Annotated in this window: 19 protein-coding genes; 13 read left to right on the forward strand and 6 right to left on the reverse strand. The window is 68.1% G+C overall.

Annotation, left to right across the window (positions count from 1 at the left end; genetic code table 11):
* The first annotated feature begins 144 nt into the window (after nt 1-144).
* Nucleotides 145-618, forward strand: a complete 474-nt coding sequence (locus ACIBG5_RS21570; protein WP_396393255.1) for a hypothetical protein — start codon at nt 145-147, stop codon at nt 616-618.
* A 92-nt stretch (nt 619-710) separates the two neighbouring features.
* Here ACIBG5_RS21570 and ACIBG5_RS21575 read toward each other — a convergent pair whose 3' ends face one another.
* From ACIBG5_RS21575 to ACIBG5_RS21590, 4 genes are all read right to left on the reverse strand, one after another.
* Nucleotides 711-1,355, reverse strand: coding sequence for an alpha-ketoglutarate-dependent dioxygenase AlkB (locus ACIBG5_RS21575; RefSeq protein WP_396393256.1), 645 nt, complete (start codon nt 1,353-1,355; stop codon nt 711-713).
* Nucleotides 1,356-1,500: 145 nt separating this feature from the next.
* Complete coding sequence (locus tag ACIBG5_RS21580) at nt 1,501-1,740, reverse strand: hypothetical protein (RefSeq protein ID WP_396393257.1); 240 nt, start codon at nt 1,738-1,740, stop codon at nt 1,501-1,503.
* Nucleotides 1,741-1,758: 18 nt separating this feature from the next.
* Nucleotides 1,759-2,601: an alpha/beta fold hydrolase gene (locus tag ACIBG5_RS21585; RefSeq protein ID WP_396393258.1), complete on the reverse strand. Its 843-nt coding sequence runs from the start codon at nt 2,599-2,601 to the stop codon at nt 1,759-1,761.
* Nucleotides 2,602-2,979: 378 nt separating this feature from the next.
* Nucleotides 2,980-3,984: a helix-turn-helix domain-containing protein gene (locus ACIBG5_RS21590; RefSeq protein ID WP_396393259.1), complete on the reverse strand. Its 1,005-nt coding sequence runs from the start codon at nt 3,982-3,984 to the stop codon at nt 2,980-2,982.
* 169 nt (nt 3,985-4,153) lie between these two features.
* Here ACIBG5_RS21590 and ACIBG5_RS21595 point away from each other — a divergent pair, with 169 nt between their 5' ends.
* The gene (locus ACIBG5_RS21595) at nt 4,154-4,633 is read left to right on the forward strand and encodes a winged helix-turn-helix transcriptional regulator (protein WP_396393260.1); all 480 of its coding nucleotides are present in this window, start codon (nt 4,154-4,156) and stop codon (nt 4,631-4,633) included.
* 610 nt (nt 4,634-5,243) lie between these two features.
* Here ACIBG5_RS21595 and ACIBG5_RS21600 read toward each other — a convergent pair.
* Complete coding sequence (locus ACIBG5_RS21600) at nt 5,244-6,140, reverse strand: phosphotransferase (protein ID WP_396393261.1); 897 nt, start codon at nt 6,138-6,140, stop codon at nt 5,244-5,246.
* Between the two features lie 609 nt (nt 6,141-6,749).
* Between ACIBG5_RS21600 and ACIBG5_RS21605 the strand changes: the two genes are divergently transcribed.
* The 5 genes from ACIBG5_RS21605 to ACIBG5_RS21625 all read left to right on the forward strand — a co-directional run bounded on the left by ACIBG5_RS21605 (nt 6,750) and on the right by ACIBG5_RS21625 (nt 12,027).
* On the forward strand, nt 6,750-7,589 hold the full coding sequence (locus ACIBG5_RS21605; protein ID WP_396393262.1) for a helix-turn-helix domain-containing protein: 840 nt from the start codon (nt 6,750-6,752) through the stop codon (nt 7,587-7,589).
* Between the two features lie 67 nt (nt 7,590-7,656).
* Nucleotides 7,657-8,238, forward strand: coding sequence for a dihydrofolate reductase family protein (locus tag ACIBG5_RS21610; protein ID WP_396393263.1), 582 nt, complete (start codon nt 7,657-7,659; stop codon nt 8,236-8,238).
* A gap of 308 nt (nt 8,239-8,546) precedes the next feature.
* The gene (locus ACIBG5_RS21615; protein ID WP_396393264.1) at nt 8,547-9,911 is read left to right on the forward strand and encodes an amidohydrolase; all 1,365 of its coding nucleotides are present in this window, start codon (nt 8,547-8,549) and stop codon (nt 9,909-9,911) included.
* A 161-nt stretch (nt 9,912-10,072) separates the two neighbouring features.
* Entirely contained in the window at nt 10,073-10,897 is an 825-nt protein-coding gene (locus ACIBG5_RS21620; protein ID WP_396393265.1) for a dienelactone hydrolase family protein, read from the forward strand.
* A 290-nt stretch (nt 10,898-11,187) separates the two neighbouring features.
* Nucleotides 11,188-12,027: a hypothetical protein gene (locus ACIBG5_RS21625; RefSeq protein ID WP_396393266.1), complete on the forward strand. Its 840-nt coding sequence runs from the start codon at nt 11,188-11,190 to the stop codon at nt 12,025-12,027.
* Here the strand turns inward: ACIBG5_RS21625 and ACIBG5_RS21630 are convergent.
* Nucleotides 12,024-12,293: a hypothetical protein gene (locus ACIBG5_RS21630; RefSeq protein ID WP_396393267.1), complete on the reverse strand. Its 270-nt coding sequence runs from the start codon at nt 12,291-12,293 to the stop codon at nt 12,024-12,026. The two genes, ACIBG5_RS21625 and ACIBG5_RS21630, sit on opposite strands and share 4 nt — an antisense overlap.
* A gap of 211 nt (nt 12,294-12,504) precedes the next feature.
* Here ACIBG5_RS21630 and ACIBG5_RS21635 point away from each other — a divergent pair, with 211 nt between their 5' ends.
* Genes ACIBG5_RS21635 through xylA form a run of 6 tightly spaced genes read left to right on the forward strand, consistent with a single transcriptional unit; the run spans nt 12,505 to nt 19,718 of the window.
* Nucleotides 12,505-13,776, forward strand: a complete 1,272-nt coding sequence (locus ACIBG5_RS21635; protein ID WP_396393268.1) for an ROK family protein — start codon at nt 12,505-12,507, stop codon at nt 13,774-13,776.
* The gene (locus ACIBG5_RS21640; RefSeq protein ID WP_396393269.1) at nt 13,773-15,275 is read left to right on the forward strand and encodes a sugar ABC transporter ATP-binding protein; all 1,503 of its coding nucleotides are present in this window, start codon (nt 13,773-13,775) and stop codon (nt 15,273-15,275) included. Before ACIBG5_RS21635 ends, ACIBG5_RS21640 begins: the two co-directional genes overlap by 4 nt.
* Nucleotides 15,272-16,312: an ABC transporter permease gene (locus tag ACIBG5_RS21645; RefSeq protein ID WP_396393270.1), complete on the forward strand. Its 1,041-nt coding sequence runs from the start codon at nt 15,272-15,274 to the stop codon at nt 16,310-16,312. Before ACIBG5_RS21640 ends, ACIBG5_RS21645 begins: the two co-directional genes overlap by 4 nt.
* Nucleotides 16,313-16,335: 23 nt before the next feature.
* Nucleotides 16,336-17,376: a substrate-binding domain-containing protein gene (locus ACIBG5_RS21650; RefSeq protein WP_396393271.1), complete on the forward strand. Its 1,041-nt coding sequence runs from the start codon at nt 16,336-16,338 to the stop codon at nt 17,374-17,376.
* A gap of 21 nt (nt 17,377-17,397) precedes the next feature.
* A complete protein-coding gene (locus tag ACIBG5_RS21655) occupies nt 17,398-18,561 on the forward strand; it encodes a Gfo/Idh/MocA family protein (protein WP_396393272.1) in 1,164 nt (387 codons plus the stop codon).
* A complete protein-coding gene (xylA, locus tag ACIBG5_RS21660; protein WP_396393273.1) occupies nt 18,558-19,718 on the forward strand; it encodes a xylose isomerase in 1,161 nt (386 codons plus the stop codon). Before ACIBG5_RS21655 ends, xylA begins: the two co-directional genes overlap by 4 nt.
* Nucleotides 19,719-19,731: the final 13 nt, after the last annotated feature.

Below are 19,731 nucleotides of genomic sequence, written 5' to 3' on the forward strand. Positions count from 1 at the left end.
CGGCTCGGTCTGCTTCGAGCCTAGGAGCGCGGCGGCCCAGCAGGCAGATCCACTTCATGCCTCCTGTGGTGGGCCATTTGTGCGTGCGGGAATTGGTCTGTGGATAACTCTCTGCGGCGGTCGGAACGACGGCACTTTGTAGGTATGAGCTTCCAGAACCTTCCACCCACGTGGACCAACCAGCCCTTGTCCGATCCCGCCCGCGCCGCCGATGTCGTCGACCTGATGGTGACCCTCGGCGACCGGCGTCGCGGCACCTTCACCGTTCTCCTCTGCGACCCCGACAACCACTACCGAGCAGCCCTGACCCTCGACCTACCCGCAGACTTCGCAGTTCCGGTCGAGCACGTCGCCTCGCACCACCACCGCACCGGGACTGCCGGCGTCTGCTCATCCGCGCTGGACCCGATCCTGCCCGCGGTCCGAACAGCGCCAGGCACCGGTCTCATCCTGGCTCTAGGCCGCCCAGGACCGCCGTTCCAGCCGGAGATGGACACCGAGTGGGCCGAAGCCGCCACCCGTATCTGCCAAGCCGCCGACGTCCGCCTCCTCGGCTTCTACGTCGCCTCGGCCGACCACGTCTACCAACCCCAACTCCAAACCCAAGCCGCAGCCTGACCACCCAGCACCCATCCACAGCCAGACCAACCACCCCGCACCCCGTCCACAGCCGCAGCCGACCGGTCACCCATTCGCCACCGCCCGACGGGTCAGCGCACGCCTCGGGGGCGGAACTGGATGCTGATGCGAGGTCCGACCCGGCCGGACGCCTTGGGGATCGCGTGTTCCCACGTGCGCTGACACGAACCACCCATCACGATGAGGTCCCCATGCCCGAGCGGATAACGCACCGTCGAACCCACCGGCCCACTCGCCCCACCCGGCTGCGGCCGCAACGCGAGCACACGCGGCTCACCGACCGACAGAATTGCGACCATCGTGTCCTCGTGATTCCCGCGCCCGATCCGATCCCCGTGCCAGGCGACGCTGTCCCGCCCATCCCGGTAGAAACACAACCCCGCCGTCCGGAACGGCTCACCCAACTCGTCCGCATAATGCTCACTGAGCAGATCCCGAGCCTCATCCAGGATCGGCACCGGAAGCTCCTCGTTCTCCCCGTAGAAGCACAACAGCCGCGGTACGTCGACCACCCGGTCGTACATCTGCCGCCGCTCGGCCTGCCACGGCACATCGCGCGCCAACCGCTCGTACACCTGATCGGCCCCGGTCAACCAAGCTGGCAACACATCGATCCACGCCCCGAGCCCCAGCTCCGTCCGCCCGACCCCCGCCAGCGAACCCAGCGCAGGATCCTCGAACGCATCCAGCAACGACCCTTGAAGCCCAGCAGCCATAACCCCCACCATACCCGAGATTCGAACATATGTTCCCCTGGATCTCGTGATGGTTGGCCCGGTGGATGTGACGTCTCAGGACATCGGTGACGGTTCTGTATCAGGACATCGGTGACACTGGGTGTGTCAGGACAGCGGTGACGATTCAGGGGTCTTGTCGTGGGCCGCGGGGGCGGCCGTTGCTGACGTAGGTCAGTCCGGGCGCGGGTCTGGCGTGCTCGATGAGGATCTCGCCTTCGAGGTCGGCGACGGTGATCTTGTCGCCGGCGGTGATGACGAGGACCTGCTGGAAGCCTCGTCGCCCGTCGACGAGGTCCAGCAGGCCGTCGGGTCCGTTGTCGATCGCATTGGCGATGAGCGCGACATCGGTCGTCGATCCGTGCATTTCTTGGCGGTTGGTCGGTCAGCTGGTGGTACGGGCGGCGTCGACGATCACGTCGGTGACCGCGTCCGGGTCGGAGATCATCGACAGGTGCGGCGCGTCGACCTTGGTGATGTGCGCGCCGGCGCGGTGCGCCATGATTTGCTGCTCCGCCGGTGGCAGCACCTTGTCCGCCGTACCGATGAGGTCCCAGGACGGGATGGTCTTCCACGCCGGAACACCAGCGAGGGTCTCACTGAGCGTGCTGGCGGTCAGTGGCCGCTGGGTGGCGGCCAGGACGGCGGCCTGCTTGGCAGGGATACCACCGGCGAAGAGGCCCGCGAACTGATTCGGCTTGATGTAGACGTCGGCGTTGATGACGTTTCCGCTGGCGTCGTGGATCGGCACCGTGTTGATCGAGCTGTTCGGGTCCAGGTCGGAGCCGGGCTCTGCGGCGGCGAGCGCGCCTAGGCTGTCGCCTTGGTCGGGGATGAAGGCATCCACGTAGACGAGGGCCTTGACGTTGGGGTTGCCGGTGGCAGCGCTGGTGGTCACCATGCCGCCGTAGGAGTGCCCGACGAGCACGACTGGGCCAGGGATGGTGGCCAGCAGATCACGCAGGTACTGCGCGTCGGTTGCGAGTCCGCGCAGCGGGTTTGCCTCGACATCGACGGTGTATCCGGCGCTCTGCAGCTTTGATGTGACGGCAGACCAGCTCGAGCCGTCGGCCCACGCGCCGTGCACGAGCACGATCGTCGGTTTGAGTGGCGCGTCGTTCTGCATGGTTTGCGCGCTGCTGCTGGTCGCGGTGCCGATGCCCAGCGCGAGCACGCCGGCGGTGAGAGCCGCGACGGCCGCGGGCAGTGACTTCTTCGGTGTACGCATGGCATGTCCTTTTGCGGGTTCGTTATCCGCTCAGCGGGCTCGCTGGGCGGGGGGTTCAGCCGCGGTGCCGAGCTTGGAGCTTCAGCAGCGCGGCCTGAACGGCTCGGCGTGCGTCCAGAAGGTGGCCTGTGGGCCGCCCGTCGAGGACACCGTCCGTGGTGTCGGAATCGACGCTAGGGTCCGACGCGGCCGCTGGCGCCGTTGCGCGCGTTATCCTGCACACCGTGCAGATACCTGTGCACGAATGGTCCACCGCCACCTTCGCGGCGTCCGAGATGCCCACATGGCAGTCGCGAGAGCTCGACTAGCCGGCCACCACCTCCGGCCGAGGACCGCGCACGCAGTGCAGACATCGGCGGTCGGCGCACGTTTCAGCGGCTACTCCGGCGGCGAGATCATGGTCGAGACACCGGTGGCACCTACCGGATCACGGTGTGCCAGGGTTCGCCACTCGCGCGGCGAGAGCCCATAGGCAGCACGGAAGACGCGGCCGAAGCTGGACGGATCGGTGAATCCCCAACGCCGGGCGACCGCTGCTATCGTCAACGATCGCAACCCGGGCCGGGCGAGATCTTCGCGGCATCCCTCCAGCCGCTGATTGCGGATCCAGTCACCGAGCGAAATCCCGCCCGCGGCGAGGACGTTGTAGAGGTGCCGCACCGAGATGTGGTGCTCGGCGGCGATCTGGCCGGGGTGCAGCCCGGGGTCGCCCAGCCGGGCGCGGACGTACTCCAGGATCCGCAACCGCAGTGTCGCGTGCAGTGGTTCCTTCCCCAGTGCGGTGGCATCCAGCTGGGTGGTGATGAGCGCACGGACCAGTGCGACACTCGGGTGGCTCACCGCGTCAGCAGCCGGGTGGGTGTAAATGTCCGGGCGGCTTGCCAGCCGATACAGATAGGTGGCGACCAGGTCAGCGATCGGATGTCCGGGGCTGAGAGTCGTGGCGCAGATCTGTCTGATCGCGTCGTGCGGCAGACCCAGAGCAGCGATGGGGATCCGGAAGAAGTGCTGGCGGATGCCGTCGGGATCGACCAGCGTGTACGGCGCGGTCGAGTCGTAGATGACCAGATCGCGTGGTTTGAGGACCGCTTCCCGGCCACCCTGGACGACCAGGCTCGAACCGGCCAGTTGGAGACCGAGGAAGATGCTCGGCGCAAGCTCGTCCCGGGCCAGGGCCGGTGTCCGCTCCACAGTGAGCGCGTTCGAGCGGACCGAACACACCGTCAGCTGTCCGAGCTGACTGATGGCGCCGTACGCAGCCGCGGGCCCAGCCTCGGCTGGGAAATCGATCTCGACCCGCACCTTCGCGCTGGCAATCGTCTCCCGTACCACCTCGGCGCGAACGGCGGCAGGCACGCTTCGCGTATCAAGAATGTCTGTCATCTCGTCCACCTTCGATCCGCAGCACCAGCTCACAGCCGTCGACCCAGGCGGCCGTCTTTCCGACGCCGCAGCAGTCGACACTCGCGCGGCTGACTTCTGTTTGCCTAAGTCAGTTAGTAGACTACGGCCCAGACTATTGTCCACGCAAGTCAGCCCCTACACTCGTGACATGACAGATCTGCTCAGCCACCGGGAGACCTGGTCGATGGCCAACTGCTCGGTCGCCGCCTCGATCGACGTCGTCGGCACTCGTTCGGCGATCCTGGTCCTGCGGGAGGCGATCTTCGGCACCCGCCGATTCGAGGACTTTGTCCGCCGAGTCGGGATCGGCGAGCCCGCGGCGGCAGCCCGGCTCAAGGAACTGACCGCCGCCGGGCTGCTGGAGCGGGTGCCCTACCAGGAGCCCGGTCAGCGAACCCGGCACGAATACCAATTGACCGCCAAGGGAATGGACTTCCAGCCCGTTGTCTATGCGCTGCTTCAATGGGGTTCGAAGTGGGAGACCGACGAGGCGGGCCCGTCCGTGCGTGCGACCCACCGCGCCTGCGGCGCAGCCGTCGGAGTCCGCATCCGTTGCGACGCGGGCCACGATGTGGATCCGGGTGACGTCGTAATCGAGGCAGGCCCGGGGCTGATCACAGTCTCCTGACTTCGCATCCCAGGGCGCCTGTGGACACCGGCAGGACGTCACGAGCGCCGATCCTCAGCTTCGTGTAGCGGGGCAAAAATCTTGGCCATAGCACTAGAGCGGCACGGGAGCGGCCAGCCGGGGCGTGATGCTCCGGCTGGGTGTGTGCTCCCGGCTGAGTGGGCGGCTCGATCGATCACGTCCATCGAGGCGGCTGGCTGGGACGCTGCGACCATGTGCGAAGCGGGCCGGCGGCACGCCCGGTCGCGCGCATCATTGCGCGTTGGAGTTTCTTGGTGTCGCGAGACGGACACCGGGATCAACAGACTCGTTCTTCGGCACCGGCGCAGTCGACCGAGCCAGGCCCTCACCCGCGCCGCCGACTCACCGAAGTGTCACCACCAAGATGACACTGGGTGTGTCAGGACATCGGTGACGATTCAGGGGTCTTGTCGTGGCCGCGCGGGCGGCCGTTGCCGACGTAAGTCACTCCGGGCGCGGGTCTGGTGTGCTCGATGAGGATCTCGCCTTCGACGTCGGCCAGGTTCTGCGCCGGCCGGGTGCGTCCGGCCCGCCGATTCTTCGCGATCGGTGGCCAGAGCGCGGACTCGGATGATCCAGAATTGTTCGGCTAGCGCGGGGCGGTGCCGTCGGGCGACGGAAGCCCCAGCGATGACGCTGCCCACGACAGGTCGATCGCGATCAGCCGGATCATCACCGGGACCAGCCAGTCCGGCAGGGAATCGTGGTGAACGCGATAGGCGAGCGTGGCGGCGCCGGCGGCGGCCCAGGGTGCGCCGTCGGGCATGACGTCGTAGGGAAGGGCGCCGCCTTCCAGGTGCAGGGTCGGGAGCAATCCGGCCAGATCGTGGTCGGCGCTGCCGCGTGAGGTATGGCTCCAGTCGACGAAAACCACCCGGTCGCCGTCGATGCAGATATTGTCGCTGCGAAGATCCCCGTGCACCAGGCTCGTTCCGTCCTCGTTGCAGCGGGATTCGGCGGCGATGAGCTGCGGTGCGGCGTTGTCGAGCCATTTCTCCGAGCACAGCTGCAATTCGAGGAAGGCCGTTCGGTCCGGGCCGCACAGTAGGCCGGGCCAGCGAGCGCGCGTTCGCGGTGTGGGTGAGAAAACGTTCGGTGCCTCGATATGTGAAAGATCGGCGACAGCGGCGAGTAGGAGATCGATATCGCCGGGGCGCCAATTCACACCCTGATGGCTGGCCGGCCAGTGAGCCCGGCTGAGATCTTCAATGACGAGAATCGGGCGGCCGGGCTCGTCGAGCCACGCGATGATCGTTGGCGCGAACCGCTCGGGAACGTGCTGCAGGGAAAGGTGTTCGGTGCGGAGCCAGCGCTCGGTATCGTCGTCGGTGGCGGCTTTGACGAAGACGCGCGTGCCGTCGGCCAATCCGACTGAGTGCCGGATCGCCCCCGACCAACCGGTATCGGGGACGGCCCACGTCGTGGTCGGCCGGCCCAGTGCCTGTTCGACCCGGCGTCGGATCTCGGCATCGGGTTCGTCCGGCATCAGTTCCTCCCCCAGGGGTCACGCATCTACGTCGTCGCAGATTGGATTGTGGCAGAGAAAGCGTGGCTGCGCGCCCTTCCGCGTTTGGTTGGCTGGGACTTGTCGAGGGGCCCGCCTGGCCCACAACTGCCGAGACGTAGAGGCAACTGGCTGGCGAGGGTGGCGACGGTGGCGACGCTAGCGACCCCCATGCTCTAGCCCTGCCTGTGGCCCGATTCCCGTTCATCCGCTCCAAGGCTCCGTAGGGTCAAGGTGATGGCATGAGTCGACCATGCGATGGTGTGAGCGTGGCTACCCATCCGCTATGGCGGCCGTACTCCTAGTCGGCCAAACGCCGTCCGCCAAGCCAATCGAGTGCCGCCGGATCTCGTAGAGCGTCTTGCGCGAGATGCCGTGCTCGGCACAGAAGGTCGTCACCGCCCCACGGGGCGCATCAGACGGCCACTGCGTGATCGCGAGACGGACACAGGTTGGCGTGGTGGATGCAGGACACGGGCCGACCGCATCCGGCCGAGGATCTGCACTGGCAGATCACCCGGCAGGTACGCGATGCGGGGAGCGTCGTAGCCCCGCGCGCGATGCCGGCGGGGCGTCGGCGATGCTGTAGGCGTGGAGTACGTGTCCAGAGTGCCGCGACCGCCGCTGGACGGGCTGATCGACGACCTTTACTACCTGGAGGGTGCGCCGCCGTACGCCCGGCTGACGCTGCCGGCAAGTCCGGCGGCGTTGCTCATCGTCAACCTCGGGGCGCCGTTCCGCATCCGCGTCGGCACCGACATCGAGACGGCCGAGTACGCCGACGGCTGCGTGGTCACCATGCCCACCCGCGCGTGGGAGTTCGGCTACCCACCCAAGACCCGGTCCGTCGGCGTGCACTTCAAGCCGTGGGGGCCGGCGCCGTTCCTGCCGATGCCCGCAGCCGAGCTGTGTGACCGGCCGGTGACGGTAGAGCAGGTTTGGGGCCTGCCTGCCATTGCTGAGCTGCGAGACCGGCTGGCCACGGCGGACGGACCGCACGAGATGCTGACGCTGCTCGAGGAGGAGCTGATGCGACGGCTGTGCGAGACCGCCGGCCTGGGGCTGGTCCGCCATACGAGCCGTGTCATCGCGGCGACCAGCGGGGCGGTAGCGATCGGCGACCTGAGCGTGGCAGCCGGTGTCAGCAGCACTCATCTGACACAGCGGTTCAAGGAGCTCATCGGCGTCACGCCGAAGCGGCTGGCCCGCACCTACCGCTTCACCGCCACCGTGCTCGCGATCAACCCCGCCGGACCGATCGACTGGGGCGACCTCGCCGGTGGCGCAGGCTACTTCGACCAGGCCCACTTCGGCCACGAGTTCCGGGCGTTCACCGGGCTCACGCCGTCCCGGTACGTCGAAGTCCGGCGGCGGTTCCTGCGCGAACATCCCGGCCACGCGCTGGACGGCTGGCCGCTGCCGGCCGATTGATTTCTTACAAGAGCGACAGCTCACGAAAACGCTACTTTTGGGGCACCCCAAAGCAGAGGAGCGCCCCGTGGGCAAAGTAGTCATGTACAGCTCGGTGTCGGTGGACGGCTTCATCGCGGACGAGAACGACCAGCCCGGACCGCTGTTCGACTGGTTGACCAGCGGTGACGTCCCGTTGGACGAGAGCGGCTACGTGAAGGTGTCGCAGACCTCCTACGACTACACCCGGCCGTACTGGGACCAGATCGGGGCGACGATCGCCGGCCGCCACGTCTTCGACATGACGGACGGCTGGGACGGGAAGCCTCCGAGCGGGATCGACCACGTGGTCGTGGTGACCCACCGGCCGAAGCCCGAGGGCTGGGACCCCGAGGCGCCGTTTCACTTCGTCGACGGCGTCGAGGCAGCCGTGGCCAAGGCGCAGGAACTTGCCGGTGACCGCATAGTCGAGGTCGCCGCCGGCGACGTCGGCGGCCAGGTGCTTGCCGCGGGCCTGATCGACGAGGTGCGCATGGACGTCGTACCCGTCGTGTTCGGGTCCGGCAAACGCTACTTCGGGTCGGTCCACGCGCAGCACCTGTTGGAGGATCCTGACGTGATGATTCAGGGCAACCGGGTGCTTCACCTGCGCTATCAGGTGCGCCGTTGACCGATCTGAGCGGGCACGCGAAGTCCTCGTCATCACCGCTGGCGACAAGATCACCGTCGCCGACCTGGAAGGCGAGATCCTCATCGAGCACACCAGGCCGACGCCCAGAGTGACTTATGTCGGCAACGGTCGCCTCCGCGGCCCACGACAAGACCCGTGAATCGTCACCGATGTCCTGACACATCGAGTGTCACCGATGTCCTGATGCAGAACTGTCACCTATGTCCTGAGACATCACAGGTTGGCCTGTGGATGGACAAGACTTTGGGCGACCGCGCAGGGTTGTGACACCGGCTGGTGGAGGATTGATGGCTCGCTTGATGATCCGCAACGTCTCGGTGCTGGTGGTGCCGGAGGCGGGGGAGTGCCGGATCGACGAGTTTCAGGATCTGCATGTTCACGACGACCGGATCACTGCTGTCGCCCCGACCGGAGCCGACCTCCAGGTTGGGCTGGAGGAGGAGGCAGGTGCGCCGGAGGAGGTCGAGGTGATCGACGGGACTGGGTTACTGGCTGTGCCGGGGTTGGTGAACTCGCATACGCACAGTCCGATGGTGATGATGCGGGGCGCGGCCGAGGACGTGTCGATCGATGACTGGTTCAACCAACGGATCTGGCCGATGGAGGTCAATCTGACCCCGGATCGGGTGCGCGTCGGAGCACGGCTGGCGTGCGCGGAGATGTTGCTGGCCGGCGTGACCACGTTCGTGGACCATTACTTCTACGCCGACCAGATCGCGCGGGCCGCTCTCGAGTCCGGCATCCGCGCCGACCTCGCCCCGACGTACTTCTCCTCGACAGGCCCAGAAGTCATCGACACAGCCATCGCGACCACCCGCGACCTCAGCACCCTCGACCCGCGCATCACCGCCAGCCTCGGCCCACACGCGACGTACACGGTGACGGACGAGGACCTTCGTCGTACGGCGGACATCGCGCGAGCCGAGGGGTTCCGGATCCATCTGCACGCGGCCGAGACCGAGGAGCAGACCCGTTCGTCGGTGGACCGACTCGGTGTCACGCCCATGGAGGTCCTCGACCGGACCGGCGTGCTGGACGCCGGTGCTCTGATCGCGCACGGCTGCGGCATCCGGGAGTCCGACCTGGCGATCCTCGAGCGCCATGCTGATCGCATCGCGGTCGCCAGTTGCCCGAAGGTCTACCTGAAGCTCGCGATGGGTTCGGTGACACCGATCCGAAGCCTGCAGTCGATCGGTGTGCCCGTCGGCGTCGGCACCGATGGAGCTGCGGTCCACAACACGCTCGACGTCTGGGAGTCGATGCGCATGGTCGCCCTTACCCAGAAGCAACGCGAACAAGACGCCGAGTGGATGACCATCTCCGACACCCTCCGCCTCGCCACCCGGGGTGGCGCCAAGGCGGCTGGTCTCGCCGACACGATCGGCGCCCTCGAACCTGGCCGCCAGGCCGACATCACCCTGGTCGACCTCTCCGGGCCGCATTGCCAACCGCTCCACGACCCCCGGGCGGCTCTGGTGTACTCCATCCGCCCGTCCGACGTCGTCACCGTCCTCGTCGCCGGCCAGGTCGTCGTACGCGATCGCCAACTCACCACCCTCGACCTCGACGAGGTCCTCGCCGAAGCCCGCGACCTGGCCCACACCCTCGTGGACCTCTCGAAGGGCGGCGCAGTCCAGCACTACACCCCCTGACCCGACAGCAACGCCCCGGTCGACATTCGCCCGGGAGTATGACAGGACGCCGAAGCCCAACGTCCACCGGAGCAGATGTCGAAACCTGCAGCGCGTGCTGGACGACGGGTTGTTGCCTGCCGCGCACTCTAAGCTTTGGGGCACGACTTCGAGGAGGCGTGATGGCGGCATCGGGCTCCGATCTGTCCGGCTGGCGGCGAGGACCGTTCACCGGCGCCGGACTGACCTACGACTGCTTCGAGAACGGGTCCGGTCCAGGAGTCGTGCTGATCCCCGAGGTGCCGGGACTCACACCCGAGGTCCAGTCCTTCGGCGAGCATCTGGTCGGCGCGGGGTTCACCGTCGTCATTCCGTCGCCGTTCGGTACGCCGGGACGCGACCCGAGCATGGGCTACGTGCTGCGGACGGTCGCACGCCTGTGCGTGTCCAAGGAGTTCCGGGCCTTCGCGACGGACGCGGAACGGCCGATCACGAAGTACCTGCGGGCCGTTGCCGCCGACCTGGCCACCCGGACGCCGGGCCGTGGGGTCGGCGTGATCGGGATGTGCTTCACCGGCGGGTTCGCCCTGGCCGCAGCCGTCGAGGAGTCGGTGACGGCGCCGGTTCTCAGTCAGCCGGCGGTGCCGTTCCCGGTGACGCGCACGATGCGGCAGGACCCGGGTCTGTCCCGGCAGGAGTTCGAGATCGTCAAGGAACGGACGCGGAACGACGGACTCTGCGTGCTGGGTCTGCGGTTCAGCAAGGACCGGGCGGCGCCGCCGGAGCGCTTCGCCACACTTCGCGCCGAGCTCGGTGACGCGTTCGAGGTGATCGAGCTCGACTCCGGGCCGGGCAATCCGGACGGTTTCAAGACCTCGGCCCACGCGGTCGTCACCCACGAAGTGCGGGAGGACCCGCCCAACTCGGCGTACCGGGCGCGTGCCCGGACGGTCGAGTTCCTCCGCGAACACCTTGTGGAGAAACGCGAAACTCAATCGCACGATTGAACTCTGCGGTAACCGGCCGTCCGTCACAGCGTGCCGAGTAGCTATGACCGTCGGTGTCGAAATGTTAAAGCGGTGTCGAGGAATACGCAGCGTGTGAGTATCCGGACTCCGGGTGGGGAACCATACCGGAATCTGGGGTGGATCGTTGCGGTGTGCAAGTAAGGGGGAGCAGTGGGTGACGCTCGGTGACTTCCTCTGGTATCAAGCGCCGCGGACATGGCACGATCGGCCCCCGGAGCACATCAGGGGGCAGGCATGGCGATGGCCAGGCACTTGAAGAGTGAGGCTGTATGAACGGGCGGACAGCACAGGACAGCCGGCTCCCGGTCAACGGGACCGCGGCGGCTGACGGGACCAATGGTCACGGCCCACAGCCGCAAGCTCCACTCGGCCACCTTCCGGCGGACGAAGGGGCCGACGAGCACAGAGCTCCCGCGGAGCATCGCGACCACAAGAAGCGGGGCCGCGGCAAGGCCGCGCAGAACGCTCCCGCACGCGACACCGCTGCTCAACCAGCCAAGCCCGCGAGCGGGCCCGAGGCTGGTCCTCAGGCCGGCCCCCAGAATGGTCCGGAGAACGGCCCGGAGAACGGTGCCGAGCAGGTGCATTGGTCCCAGCGGCCGAGCACGCGGGTGAACGGTACGCCGCTGGGCGAGTTCAACACTCCGGTCCGCGTCGACGAGATCGCGGTCGCGGCGATGGCCCTGTCCGAGAACCTGCAGGCCGCCACCCGTGGCATGCCCGAGTCAGTCGAGTTGCGCCGGTTCCGGCGTGAGCTCGACCAGGCCGCGAGCACGTTCCGCACGATCGCCGGCGAGCTCGAGGCGACCGCCGGCAGCCTCGTCCGCCTGGCCGCGAGCGAAGCCCAGGCCTGCGGCGTCGGCTGGGGCGTGTGCCCCGAGCATGGCCTGACGCTGATGAACGTCGGTGACACCGTCACCTGCCACATCCTCGGCTGCCACCGGCAGAACGAGGGCGCCGTCGAGCGCTGCCAGCACCCGGTGGCCTACCGCGTCGTGGACGCGGCCGGCCCGTCACTGCTGACCTGCGCCGGACACGCCATCGCCTGCCGCCTCTACCTCGACAACCCGGTCATCACCGCGGCCGCGGACAGCATGGAGCTCTTCTAGGCCGGCCACGGCTGGGTGGGCCGGGTTGCCGTCACGGGCGCCTGGCCCTTGAACATCCGGCCGCCGTCGTTGGTCAACCGCAGGTAGTAGTCCGATGTACACGCCGTACCGTCCTCGTCGAGGGCGCGGATCCCGGAGCCGGCCGGAACCCAGGAGCCGCTCTCTGCGGTCTTCGCGATCTGGTTGCCCTCGTTGTACTCGTCGAACATCGAGATGTAGAAACCTTGCACCCCGACGCGGGTGAGGTTGTAGAACTGGCGCCACATCAGGTCGCCGTGCCGCCGGTGGCCGGACTGCAGGTCGCCCGGGATGACGCACGGCTGGTAGTCGATGCCATGGGGCGGACTCCTGTCGGGGGCGGAGGAAATCTCGAACAGAGTCTTGCAAGAAAGCGATCGCGACAAGGCCTTGACGGCTCCACCGCTGAAACTTAGTTTGTTGGCTCAACAGACAAAGTCTGAGGGAGGGGTGGGCCTGATGACGCTGACCGATGGCCGCCGCCCGGGAGACCGAGCCGTTGCCGCGGACCACGTCTCGCTGCGCCGCAACAACCTCTCCGTGGTCCTGCGCCACGTCCGCGAGTCCGGGCCGAAGTCGCGAGCCCGGATCGCCGCCGACACCGGCCTGAACAAGGCCACAGTCAGCAGCCTGGTCGCCGAGCTGGTCGAACGCGGCCTGCTTCGCGAAGGCCCGGCCGACTCCACCCGCGCCCTCGGCCGCCCCGGCCAACTGGTCGAGCTGGACGGCAGCGGCGTGTGTGGCATCGGTGCCGAGATCAACGTCGACTACATCGCCGTCTCCGCCCTCGACCTGGCCGGCGACACCGTCGTCGAACGCCGCGACCCGCTCGACGTGGCCCACCTCGACCCCAGTACGACGCTCGACCGGGTGGCCGACCTCGTCCGCGAGGCCGTGACTGCCGTGCAGGCGCGCGCCGGCCGGTTGGCCGGCGTGACCGTCGCCGTGCCCGGCCTCGTCCAGCGCGACACCGGCGACCTCAAGCTCGCGCCGAACCTCGGCTGGGGCGAGGTCCAGGTGATCCAGGAGATGCGGTCGCGGCTCGGCGGACCGTCGTACCCGCTGCACGTCGACAACGAGGCGAACCTCGCGGCCCTGGCGGCGTACTCGGAGCTGCGCAAGAACACGCCGGTGCAGGATCTCGTGCTGCTGACCGGTGCGGTCGGTGTCGGCGGCGGCATGGTGTCGAACGGGCACCTGCTCCGCGGCGGACGCGGCTACAGCGGCGAGGTCGGCCACATGCCCGTCGCGCCTCCCGGCCGGATCTGCGGCTGCGGGCGGACCGGCTGCTGGGAGACGGTCGTCGGCCTGAGCGCGCTGTTGCACAAGGCAACGGACAGGGACGACCCGGTCCGGGACCCGTCCCTGGACGTGGAGCAACGGCTGGCCGGGATCACCCGGCGGGCCGAAGCGGGGGACGCGCGCACACTGAGCGCGCTGAAGGAAGTCGGTACCTGGCTGGGGATTGGGGGAGCGATCCTGGTGAACATCCTGAACCCGGACGTGCTCGTGCTCGGCGGCTACTTCGCCGTCCTCGGGCCGTGGCTGAAGGAACCACTGGAGAAGGCGATCCGCGACCGCGTGATCGCGCCGGACGGTGGCGGCTGCCAGGTGGTCCGCTCGGACCTCGGGTTCGCCGCGGCGGTCCGCGGCGGCGCGCAGATCTCGCTGGAGCGGGTCCTGGTCGATCCGACCGTGATCGGCCGCGTGGGCGCGGGGGTGGCCCAATGAACGATCTGCTCATGATGACCGGGATCGTCAAGGAGTTCCCGGGCGTACGAGCGCTCGGCGGCGTCGACCTGGACGTCCGGGCCGGCGAGGTGCACTGCCTGCTCGGCCAGAACGGCGCCGGCAAGTCCACGCTGATCCGGGTACTGACCGGCGCTCATCAGCCCGATGCCGGGGCGATCTGGATCAACGGCGAACAGGTCCAGCTGAACAGCCCGACCGCAGCGATTCAGCGCGGTATCGCCGCCATCTACCAGGAGCTCGACCTGGTCCCGGAACTGTCGGTGGCCGAGAACATCTTCCTCGGCCACGAGCCGTCCCGCTTCGGCTTCAGCCGCCGGCACGAGGCGACGGCCGGGGCCCGAGAGATCCTGCAGGGATTGGGGCACGGCGAGATCCCGGCGCATCGGTCCGTCGGTTCGCTGCCCGCAGCCGGCCAGCAGGTGGTCAGCATGGCCCGCGCACTGTCGCGGGACGCGCAGCTGATCGTGATGGACGAGCCGTCCGCGGTGCTCGATCCCGAAGAGGTCGCCAACCTGTTCCGCGTCATCCGCGGCCTGACCGCGCGCGGTGTGGCGGTCGTCTACATCTCGCACCGGCTTGAGGAGATCCGCCAGATCGGCGACCGGGTCACCGTGCTCAAGGACGGCGCGACCGTCGCCACCGGCCTCGACGCCCGCACGACCCCGACCAAGGAACTGATCCGGCTGATGACCGGCCGCTCGATCGAGTACGCCTTCCCGCCCCGCCGGGAGATCCTCAGTACGGCGCCCGTCGTACTGGAGGTGGAGGACCTGACCCGGCCGGGCGAGTTCGCCGGCATCGGGTTCACCGTGCGGGCCGGCGAGATCGTCGGGCTGGCCGGGCTGGTCGGCTCGGGGCGGTCCGAAGTACTCGAGACCGTGTACGGCGCCCGCCGGGCCACGACCGGATCGGTCCGGGTCGACGGCGTGACACTGCGGCCCGGCCGGGTGCAGGCCGCGGTGAAGGCCGGCGTCGGGCTGGCGCCGGAGGAACGCAAGAGTCAGGCGCTGCTCCTGGACGAGGCCGTGTTCAAGAACATCACGGTGTCGAGCATGGGGCGGTTCGCCAGCGGGGGGTTCCTGAACGGCCGCGCCGAGCGGGAGGCGGCCACCGGGCTCGCCAGAGCACTGGATGTCCGCCCGGCTGGGGTGGAGTATCCCGTGCGCAACCTGTCCGGCGGGAACCAGCAGAAGGTCGTGCTGGCCCGCTGGCTGCTGCGGGAGTGCCGCGTGCTGCTGCTCGACGAGCCGACGCGAGGCGTCGACGTCGGCGCGCGGTCGGAGATCTACGCGTTGATCCGCAATCTGTCCGCCAACGGGGTCGCGATCGTGCTGGTCTCCAGTGAGGTCGAGGAAGTGCTCGGTCTGGCCGACCGGGTCGTCGTACTGCGGGAGGGGCGTGCCGTCCACATCGGGCCCGCGCAAGACATCGACGAGCATCAGGTCCTGGACCTGGTGATGGAAGGAAGTGCGGTGTGAGTGACGAGATCGCACCTCAGGACACAACGGCATCGACCCAGGCAACCGTCACCCAACCGGCCGCCCCGCGGTCCGGTGGCCTGCTGAACAGTGGCCTGGGGCGCAACCTCGGTCTGGTCGTGGCGCTGGTTCTGCTCTGCATCGTGGGAGTGATCACCGCAGGGGACACGTTCGCCACCGGCGCCAACGTGCTGACGATCCTGCGGCTCGCCGCCGTGATCGGCGTGGTCAGCATCGGCATGACGTTCGTCATCACCGGCGGCGGGATCGACCTGTCCGTCGGCGCGATGGTCGCGCTCGCGTCGGTCTGGGCCACCACGGTGGCCACCCAGCAACTGGGGTCCGACCTGCACTGGATCTTCATGGTCTCCACGGCGCTGGCCGTCGGTGCCGCCTGTGGTCTGGTGAACGGCCTGCTCATTGCCTACGGCAAGATCGTGCCGTTCATCGCGACGCTGGCGATGCTGGCAGCGGCCCGTGGCCTGGCCGAGATCATCTCCGACCGGAAGACCCAGATCATCACGGTGAACTCGTTCGTCGACTTCTTCGGCGGATCGCTGATCGGCGTTCCGGTGCTGGTGTGGATCTTCCTGCTGGTCGCCGCGGCCGGCTGGGTGCTGCTGAACCGGACCACGTTCGGCCGCCGCACCTTCGCCGTCGGCGGCAACTCCGAAGCCGCCCGGCTGGCCGGCATCAGGGTGCAGCGCCATACCGTCGCCCTCTACGTCCTGGCCGGGCTGTGCTGCGGGATCGCCGCGGTGATGCTGATGGCCCGGACGACGACCGGCAGCGCGACCCACGGCCAGTTGTACGAGCTGGACGCGATCGCGGCCGTGGTGATCGGCGGCACGCTGCTGTCCGGCGGCCGCGGCACGATCGTGGGCACCGTCTTCGGTGTCCTGATCTTCACGACTCTGAACAACGTCTTCACGCTGAACAACCTGAGCATCTCCGCCCAGTCGGTCGCCAAGGGGGCGATCATCGTGATCGCCGTCCTCCTCCAGCAGCGACTCGCCGTCCGGGCAACCAGCCAATGAATCGCCACAAGGAGGGGACAACGATGTCTGCACGAACACTCGCAAGCGTTACCATCGCCGGTCTGGGTGTGCTCGCCCTGGCCGCCTGTACGAGCAACACCCCGAAGGCCGAGGAGAGCGAGAACGCCCCGGCACCGGCAGTCGCGGCCGGGAAGAACGACGAGCCCGGCCAGAAGGTGCGGATCGGGTTCTCCGCTCCGGCTGCCGACCACGGCTGGATGGGGGCCATCACCAAGGCGACCCAGGCGGAGGCGAAGAAGTTCTCCGACGTCGAGCTGATCGTTGCCGAGGGCACGAACGACGTGAACCTGCAGATCAGCCAGGTCGAGACGTTCATCAACCAGAAGGTGGACGCGATCGTGCTGCTGCCGTTCGACGGCGCGGCGCTCACCCCGGTTGCGACCAAGGCGATGGAGGCCGGCATCACGGTGGTGAACGTGGACCGCGAGTTCGACAGCCCGTTCGCGGCCCGGACCACGATCCTCGGCGACAACCACGGCATGGGTGTCTCGGCCGGCACGTACGTCTGCCAGCAGCTGAAGGGCAAGAAGGACGCCGTGGTCGCGGAGATCGCCGGCATCGACTCGCTGCCGCTGACCCAGGACCGCAGCAAGGGGTTCAAGGAGGCCCTGGCCGACTGCGGCCTGAAGGTGAGCAACCGGGTCGCCGCCGAGTTCACCGTCGAGTCCGGTGAGAAGGCCGCGGCCAACCTGCTGCAGGCGGCGCCGAAGATCGACGCGATCTGGAACCACGACGACGACCAGGGTGTCGGCGTGATGGCCGCGATCAAGAACTCCGGCCGCAAGGAGTTCTTCGTCGTCGGCGGGGCCGGTTCGGCGAACGTGATGCGGGACATCAAGTCCGGCAACTCGTTGCTGAAGGCCACCGTCATCTACCCGTCCACGCAGGGCGCCGACGGCGTCCGGCTGGCGCGGCTGCTGGTGCACAAGAAGGCCCTCGGCGACCTGGTGGAGGTCGAGGTTCCGCGCACCGTGCAGCTGTACGCGCCGGTCGTCACCAAGGACAACGTGGACCAGTACATGCCTACCGCGTTCGAGAGCTGACCCACAGATCAAAGGAGAGTCATGACGAACCTGGGCATCGGCCTGATCGGCTACGCGTTCATGGGAGCGGCCCACTCGCAGGCATGGCGGAGCGCGCCGCGCTTCTTCGACCTGCCGCTGGACCCGGCGATGAACGTGCTCTGTGGCCGCAACCCCGAGGCCGTCCAGGCGGCCGCGACCAAGCTCGGCTGGAGGGAGACCGAGACCGACTGGCGCAAGCTGCTCGGCCGCGACGACATCCAGCTGATCGACGTCTGCACGCCGGGGGACAGCCACGCCGAGATCGCGATCGCCGCTCTGGAGGCCGGCAAGCACGTCCTGTGCGAGAAGCCGCTGGCCAACACGGTCGAGGAGGCCGAGGCGATGACGGCCGCGGCGGAAGCGGCCAAGGCCAAGGGGATCAGGTCGATGGTCGGGTTCACCTATCGCCGGGTGCCGGCGATCGGGCTGGCTCGCCAGCTCGTTGCCGAGGGCAAGCTCGGGACGATCCGGCACGTCCGGGCGCAGTACCTGCAGGACTGGATCGCCGATCCGGAGGCGCCGCTGTCGTGGCGGCTGGACAAGGAGAAGGCCGGCTCGGGCGCCCTCGGCGACATCGGCGCGCACATCATCGACCTGACGCAGTACATCACCGGTGACAACATCGCCGAGGTGAGCGGTCAGCTCGAGACGTTCGTGAAGGAGCGCCCGGTCGCGGCCGAGCACTCGGGCCTGGCCGGTACGGCGGGCACCGAGCGCGGACCGGTCACCGTGGACGACGCCGCGGTCTTCCTGGCGCACTTCCGGTCCGGCGCGCTCGGGGTGTTCGAGGCGACCCGGTTCGCGACCGGGCGGAAGAACGCGATCCGGATCGAGATCAACGGCAGTGACGGCAGCCTCGCGTTCGACTTCGAGGACATGAACCTCCTGCACTACTACGACGCGACCGAAGACGCGAGGACCGCGGGCTTCCGCCGGATCCTCGCCACCGAGTCCGCCCACCCGTACGTCGAGGCGTGGTGGCCGCCCGGCCACCTGCTCGGGTACGAGCACGGGTTCACCCATCAAGCCGTCGACCTGGTGACCGCGATCGCCGAAGGAGCCGATCCGACGCCGTCGTTCGCCGACGGGCTGCGGGTCCAGCGTGTGCTGGCCGCGGTCGAGGCCAGTTCGACCTCACGACAATGGCAGGAGATTTCTGAATGAACAGCTTTACGCCGACCAAGGACGACAAGTTCTCCTTCGGTCTGTGGACCGTCGGCTGGCGAGGCGTCGACGTGTTCGGTACGGCGGTCCGCCCGGCGATGGACCCGGCCCACGCGGTCGAGAAGCTCGCGGAACTGGGAGCCGCGGCAGTCACGTTCCACGACCAGGACGTCGTACCGGACGACGCCACCCGCGGACAGGACCTCGAGCGTTTCACGAAGGCCCTGGCCGACACCGGCATGGTCGTCGAGATGATGACCACCGACCTGTTCAGTCACCCGGTCTTCAAGGACGGTGGGCTGACCGCCAACGATCGCCAGGTCCGGCGGTACGCCCTGGCGAAGGTGCTCCGCAACGTCGATCTCGCCGCCGAGCTGGGGGCGACGACCTATGTGCTCTGGGGTGGTCGCGAGGGTGCGGAGTCCGGCGGGTCCAAGGACGTGCGAGCGGCGCTCGACCGGTACAAGGAGTCGATGGACCTGCTCTGCGCGTACGTGCGCGAGCAGGGCTACAACATCCGGTTCGCGCTCGAGCCGAAGCCGAACGAGCCGCGCGGCGACATCCTGCTGCCGTCGATCGGGCACGCGATTGCCTTCATCAACGATCTGGCGGACCCGGAGCTGGTCGGCATCAACCCCGAGGTCGGCCACGAGCAGATGGCCGGCCTGAACTACGCGCACGGCATCGCGCAGGCGCTGTGGCACGGGAAGCTGTACCACATCGACCTCAACGGGCAGCACGGTCCGCGCTTCGACCAGGACCTGCGGTTCGGTGCCGGGAACCTGCGGGAGGCCTTCTGGACGGTCGACGTACTGCAGGGATCCGGGAACCAGCCGGCCTACGAGGGATACATCCACTTCGACTACAAGCCGCCGCGGACCGAGGACGAGGAAGGCGTCTGGGAGACCGCGCGGGGCTGTATGCGCAACTACCTGATCCTGCGCGACAAGGTTCAGGCGTTCCGTGCCGACCCCGAGGTTGCGGAGGCGCTGGCCGCCGCACGTGTGGCGGAGTTGTCCGAGCCCACCCTGGCCGAGGGTGAGAGCCTGGCCGACCTCCGCAACTCCAAGTATGACCGGGACGCGCTGGCCGAGCGCGGTCTCGGGTTCGAGAAGCTGGACCAGTTGGCGATGGAGCACCTGCTCGGCGTTCGCTGATCCGGTTGTAACA

The sequence above is a fragment of the Kribbella sp. NPDC050241 genome (assembly GCF_044459685.1).
Lineage (GTDB): Bacteria > Actinomycetota > Actinomycetes > Propionibacteriales > Kribbellaceae > Kribbella.

Coding starts and splice junctions, on each gene's coding strand:
- ACIBG5_RS21585 (WP_396393258.1), bottom strand. CDS start 2,601: ATGCGTACACCGAAGAAGTCACTGCCCGCGGCCGTCGCGGCTCTCACC.
- ACIBG5_RS21630 (WP_396393267.1), bottom strand. CDS start 12,293: ATGTGGCGCCAGTTCTACAACCTCACCCGCGTCGGGGTGCAAGGTTTC.
- ACIBG5_RS21600 (WP_396393261.1), bottom strand. CDS start 6,140: ATGCCGGACGAACCCGATGCCGAGATCCGACGCCGGGTCGAACAGGCA.
- ACIBG5_RS21620 (WP_396393265.1), top strand. CDS start 10,073: ATGGCGGCATCGGGCTCCGATCTGTCCGGCTGGCGGCGAGGACCGTTC.
- ACIBG5_RS21640 (WP_396393269.1), top strand. CDS start 13,773: ATGAACGATCTGCTCATGATGACCGGGATCGTCAAGGAGTTCCCGGGC.
- ACIBG5_RS21625 (WP_396393266.1), top strand. CDS start 11,188: ATGAACGGGCGGACAGCACAGGACAGCCGGCTCCCGGTCAACGGGACC.
- ACIBG5_RS21615 (WP_396393264.1), top strand. CDS start 8,547: ATGGCTCGCTTGATGATCCGCAACGTCTCGGTGCTGGTGGTGCCGGAG.
- ACIBG5_RS21595 (WP_396393260.1), top strand. CDS start 4,154: ATGACAGATCTGCTCAGCCACCGGGAGACCTGGTCGATGGCCAACTGC.
- ACIBG5_RS21590 (WP_396393259.1), bottom strand. CDS start 3,984: ATGACAGACATTCTTGATACGCGAAGCGTGCCTGCCGCCGTTCGCGCC.
- ACIBG5_RS21570 (WP_396393255.1), top strand. CDS start 145: ATGAGCTTCCAGAACCTTCCACCCACGTGGACCAACCAGCCCTTGTCC.
- ACIBG5_RS21635 (WP_396393268.1), top strand. CDS start 12,505: ATGACGCTGACCGATGGCCGCCGCCCGGGAGACCGAGCCGTTGCCGCG.
- xylA (WP_396393273.1), top strand. CDS start 18,558: ATGAACAGCTTTACGCCGACCAAGGACGACAAGTTCTCCTTCGGTCTG.
- ACIBG5_RS21580 (WP_396393257.1), bottom strand. CDS start 1,740: ATGCACGGATCGACGACCGATGTCGCGCTCATCGCCAATGCGATCGAC.
- ACIBG5_RS21655 (WP_396393272.1), top strand. CDS start 17,398: ATGACGAACCTGGGCATCGGCCTGATCGGCTACGCGTTCATGGGAGCG.
- ACIBG5_RS21650 (WP_396393271.1), top strand. CDS start 16,336: ATGTCTGCACGAACACTCGCAAGCGTTACCATCGCCGGTCTGGGTGTG.
- ACIBG5_RS21575 (WP_396393256.1), bottom strand. CDS start 1,355: ATGGCTGCTGGGCTTCAAGGGTCGTTGCTGGATGCGTTCGAGGATCCT.